Raw genomic sequence first — 5,176 nt, 5'->3', positions numbered from 1 at the left:
CAACAAACCTTTATGTTGTTGCTGGGCTAGATATTCCTTTACTCCATGCTGGCTGATTTCTGCCGCCATACGATTAGTTTTATTGACCGCTTTATCCATCTTTATCTCACTCTTATCTTGCTCAACTGTTCGTGAAGTCTGCTGGTACTTGATTGCTCTAAAAGCCTTCATCGGGACATTCACGAAATCGGTTTAATCTGTCTCTGAACCTTCGCTCGAAATGCCTTAATTTAGAAATAACCTTGGCGTTTCTTCTGCTCCATCGATGCACTCTGGTCCGAGTCAATCAACCGCCCTTGGCGTTCGCTCGAGCGAGTTAGCAGCATTTCTTCGATGATTTTTTCGAGATTGTCCGCCTGCGAATGCATTGCCGCCGTTAATGGATAACAGCCTAAGGTTCTAAAACGTACCACCTCATGCTTGATGGTTTCGCCTTCTTCGAGCTTCATGCGCTCATCGTCCGCCATAATCAACTGACCACCACGCTCAACCACAGGGCGCTCGGCGGCAAAATACAGGGGTACTAACTCAATGTTTTCTTGATAGATATATTGCCAAATATCGAGTTCAGTCCAATTCGATAATGGGAAGACACGAATACTTTCGCCCTTGTTCACTGCGCCGTTATAGGTGCGCCACAGTTCGGGGCGCTGATTCTTAGGGTCCCATCTATGGTGGCGATCGCGGAACGAATACACCCGTTCTTTCGCGCGGGATTTTTCCTCATCACGACGGGCACCACCAAAAGCGGCATCAAAACCATATTGGTTTAATGCTTGCTTTAAGCCCTGGGTTTTCATGATGTCAGTGTGCTTGGCACTGCCATGGTCGAAGGGGTTAATCCCTTGGGCAACGCCTTCTGGGTTAGTATGAGTTAATAATTCAAAGCCAAATTTTTTCGCCTGCGCATCACGAAAGGCGATCATCTCTTTGAATTTCCAGCCCGTATCCACATGCAACAAGGGGAAAGGGATCTTGCCCGGATAAAAGGCTTTACGCGCAAGGTGTAACATCACCGAAGAATCTTTTCCGATGGAATACAACATAACTGGATTATCGAATTCGGCTGCGACTTCCCGAATGATCTGAATGCTTTCGGCTTCCAGTTGTTGTAAGTGGCTTAATTCACGCCCGGCCATACTCTTCTCCGTTTACCTAAAATGGGCTGCGACAGGCAGCTAGATTTAACTTAACTATTTCTAAAAAATGTTCTGATTTAACTAAATTTTTGCTGCAACTTTGGTCGTATTTAAAGCGTCAAGCGGCAACTGGCTTTCGCCCTTGGGCTGAAACCAATTTAAGGTTTCGGACAACCCCACCACTTCGCCAATAATCATTAATGCGGGCATTTGCAACTGCGGATCAGCAGCAAGTTGTTCGAGTGAATCTAATTGCCCAATAAAACGTTGCTGCGACTGAGTGGTCGCCTTCGAGACGATGGCAACTGGTGTCTCTGGGCTACGACCTGCGTTGATTAACCCTTGACGGATAATGCCTGCGTTTAAAATCCCCATATATACAACTAAGGTATTGTTGGGATTAGCATAACCCTGCCAATCCATCGGACGGCTTTCGAGCTGACAATGACCAGTGATGAACGTTACCCCTTGGGCGTAATCCCTATGGGTTAATGGAATGCCCGCATATGCCGAAGTGCCGCTGGCGGCGGTAATCCCGGGAACCACTTCAAATTCGACTCCCGCTTCTGCTAAGGTTTGTAACTCTTCACCACCGCGACCAAAAATAAACGGATCGCCGCCCTTGAGGCGTACCACGTTTTTACGGGTATAGGCTTTCGTCACCAGTAACTGATTAATTTCATCTTGCGCAGCACTATGCTTACCAGCACGCTTACCGACGGCAATTTTTTCAGCATCTTTAGGAATCAAATCGAGGATATCTTGGCTGACGAGCGCATCGTATAACACCGCATCGGCAGAATTTAGAATGCGCCACGCTTTAAGGGTTAATAACTCCACATCGCCGGGGCCCGCACCAACCAGCCAGACTTTGCCCTTAGCGCTTTGGCCTGGTAAAGATAAAATTTCCATCACATTCCCCGATATGAGATCAATGTGTAGCAATATAGCGCCAGTTATATTCCATAATAAATATAAAATCATTAATTGTTATATCAAAAAGAAATAACAACCAAATTTGAATTAAGCCAGTTAACTATAAACTAGGTTGGCAAAAGCACCATACTGACTAAAATAAGTTAATTATTTGAAATAACTAAATAAAACATGATAACAGGGCAAATAGGAATGCAACCTAAACTTGCATCACCTCACATAACAGCACTATGTTATTGCTAAAAAATCTACTCAGTCAGCGCGTTAACGCATAAGAAAAGATGCAGTTTCACTCAAGTTAAGTAGTACAAGTGACAGTATTTCTCACAAAAGATCCACAGACTAATGTTAAGCTCGGTAAATAAAGATAAAGCAAACAGACACATCAAGGAGAGTCGATGTCCCCATTTTATCAAGGTATCGCATTAATCGGACTGCTAACTTGTGCAGGGTTACAGGCAGAGGAATCTTTAATCAAAGATCGCGTTAAGGATGAACTGGCGACTTCAGAGCGTCCATTTGTAATAACGCCGCATAAAGTCAATTACATTTTACCCGCGACCTATAATCCCGATCCAAATATGAAACCCTATGCAGGGGAGGCCGCCGGAACAAACTATGAACTCGATGAGATGGAAGCTAAGTTTCAGATAAGCTTTAAGTTTCCAATTTGGTACAATGTCTTTGGTGATAATGGTCACCTATTTTTTGCCTATACTAATCAATCCTATTGGCAGGTATACAATAAGGAAATATCTTCACCCTTTCGTGAAACAAACCACGAACCCGAAATCTTTATGCTATTCAATAATGATTGGAAAATTGGCGGTGTGACAAACTCGTTTTGGGGATTGGGCGCTGTCCACCAATCTAATGGTAAAGCAGGTTTATTATCCCGTAGTTGGAACCGCATCTATGGCACGATGATCTTTGATGCTGGCCCACTGGCGTTTTCAACTAAGGTGTGGTGGCGCATTCCTGAGGATGAAAAAACAGGCATCCACCAAGCCCGTGGCGATGATAATCCCAATATTGATGAGTATATTGGCAATGCTGAATTTGTTGGCGTGTATGGGATTGATGAGCATAGATTCACTCTCACCGTTAAAACTAACTTTAAAGATATTGACCGAGGTTCAGCAGAGATCACTTGGAGCTATCCCATCATAGGTAACTTACGCCTTTATACTCAATACTTTAATGGCTACGGTGAAAGCCTGATCGACTATAACCATCATAATCAACGTATTGGGATCGGTGTATCACTCAACGATATTCTCTAGGACGTGACACAGCACAAAAAACAGCCATAATTCTATGCTGACACAAACAAACTGCTGCTAAATTGCTCAAGTGCGAGCAACCTAAGGGAGCTTAATGATGATTTGTATTGCCAACAGCGGCATTTACATCGATAGTCGCACACCTTTTTAGCAGTAAGGGTCATCATGGAGGAATATGAGTTTTAGCTATCGAACGGTAATAACTTTGCTGAGCATGATTATTTGCGCGAGCCTTATCAGGCTCGCGTTTTTTGCTATTCCTGAAAAAGAACAACCCACGTTAACGACAAAAGATATTCGCCAAGATCTCTATATTCTGCTCAATCAAATTGAACAACACTCCGCATTTTATGCGTTGGATCCACAACATAATGACAACCAACTCGAACGACTTGCTGGACTGATGACTGAGCAATACCAAGATCTTGTTCCTACAGAACGGTTCGCAGCGGAGCTTACAAAACTGCTTAACGCCTTAAAAGATCCTGGTGCTCAAGTTGCGAAGGTTGACAATAGTAGCGCCGACTTACCCTTAACACTGAGACCCGTCAACGAACAATGGCTTGCCTTAGACCATAAAAATAATCCTATTAGTGCCGAGTATCCTTTTATCACCCATATTGATGGCATCCCCTTAAGTAAGTGGATTTCTGCCAGCCAAGCCTATCTGTCAGAGCCTGCAAAAAATAGCCAAGAAATGCAGCTGATTTGGCTTAAACGACTCAACCTACTGCGGGAAGACTTAGGCTTAAGCATCAAACCTTATGTGATTATTAGTTTGATAAATGATGATTTGCAGACAACGCAGGTCACTATTGCCCTGCCTCCCCCTTCTAAAACGATAGTTAAACCGATTGAAGACGACACAGAGATAAGCTTTGAACGCCTACTCACTCAACTTGATGACTTAGGGCCGACTACGGTCTCAAAACCTGACTATTCACTAGAACAGATAAATCCAACCACGGCTCGACTCAAAATAGATGACCTCTATGCTTTTGAACTCGATAAAATACAACAAGAAGAATTACGTAAAGGTATGGAGCAACCATTACTGATTGTCGATCTCAGGCAAGCGAAGGGATTTAGTCCTAAGTTACTAACCATGCTCTCGCGTTATCAGGATATGCCCGCCATGGACATACCACCTCATTCAGCGGTCGAAAAAATCATGGGGTTTGCCCATTATCGACGCTCGCCAGAGCTTAGAAACGATTATTTAAAACCGTTGAATTTTAAACCGCTTGATGAACTTGAACTCAGCCCTGCGCGACTTAACGTGTTGACACGGCGGCTACCAACTATCGATAAAAGCCGATTTAGTCCTTGGTTTGTTCGCACCAAACCTGAAGTCCTCACCGAAGGCAATAATCGTCTTGCACTGCTTGTCAGTCCCTTGTGTAAACAAGAATGCGAGTGGATCGCCTACCGGACTAAAGCATGGTCGAGAGTGAATTTAATCGGCGAAAAAACCTCTGGAGATTTTGCCAGACAATATCAATTTACCTTGCCAAATAGTGACTTAGAGATTCGATTTAGTAGCTCTCTCACCTATGATGCTAAAGGCGAGTTGCTGTCGGGAAAAGGCACTGAGCCCGATATTTGGTTACCACAAAACAATGATATTGAATGGCAAGGACTCGTGAGTTTAGTTAAATCAGCCAAACCCAAAGCCGTAGATCCAACTAACGGTCGACAAACCAAATTAGCCCAATCTCATTAGTAAAAAGCCAGCAATTTGCCTGTCTCTTGATCACAAGTCTTCGTGATTGAGAGACATGGCCAATTCGTAACCCTCAAGGATGGTTTGTAACCTAA

Annotated in this window: 4 protein-coding genes; 2 read left to right on the top strand and 2 right to left on the bottom strand. The window is 43.8% G+C overall.

Translation table 11 applies throughout. The features are described from left to right. Positions 1-230: 230 nt before the first annotated feature. Both cysD and cobA read right to left on the bottom strand, forming a co-directional pair. Positions 231-1,139: a sulfate adenylyltransferase subunit CysD gene (gene cysD / locus L976_RS00060; RefSeq protein ID WP_011623816.1), complete on the bottom strand. Its 909-nt coding sequence runs from the start codon at positions 1,137-1,139 to the stop codon at positions 231-233. 81 nt (positions 1,140-1,220) lie between these two features. After that, positions 1,221-2,051, bottom strand: coding sequence for a uroporphyrinogen-III C-methyltransferase (cobA, locus tag L976_RS00055; protein ID WP_047532782.1), 831 nt, complete (start codon positions 2,049-2,051; stop codon positions 1,221-1,223). A gap of 422 nt (positions 2,052-2,473) precedes the next feature. Between cobA and L976_RS00050 the strand changes: the two genes are divergently transcribed. Then, a complete protein-coding gene (locus L976_RS00050) occupies positions 2,474-3,358 on the top strand; it encodes a phospholipase A (protein ID WP_047532777.1) in 885 nt (294 codons plus the stop codon). A 175-nt stretch (positions 3,359-3,533) separates the two neighbouring features. Then, entirely contained in the window at positions 3,534-5,081 is a 1,548-nt protein-coding gene (locus L976_RS00045) for a S41 family peptidase (protein WP_047532775.1), read from the top strand. The last annotated feature ends 95 nt before the right edge of the window (positions 5,082-5,176 follow it).

The sequence above is a fragment of the Shewanella sp. ZOR0012 genome (assembly GCF_000798835.1).
Lineage (GTDB): Bacteria > Pseudomonadota > Gammaproteobacteria > Enterobacterales > Shewanellaceae > Shewanella > Shewanella xiamenensis.
This window is presented reverse-complemented; position numbering and strand designations above follow the sequence as displayed.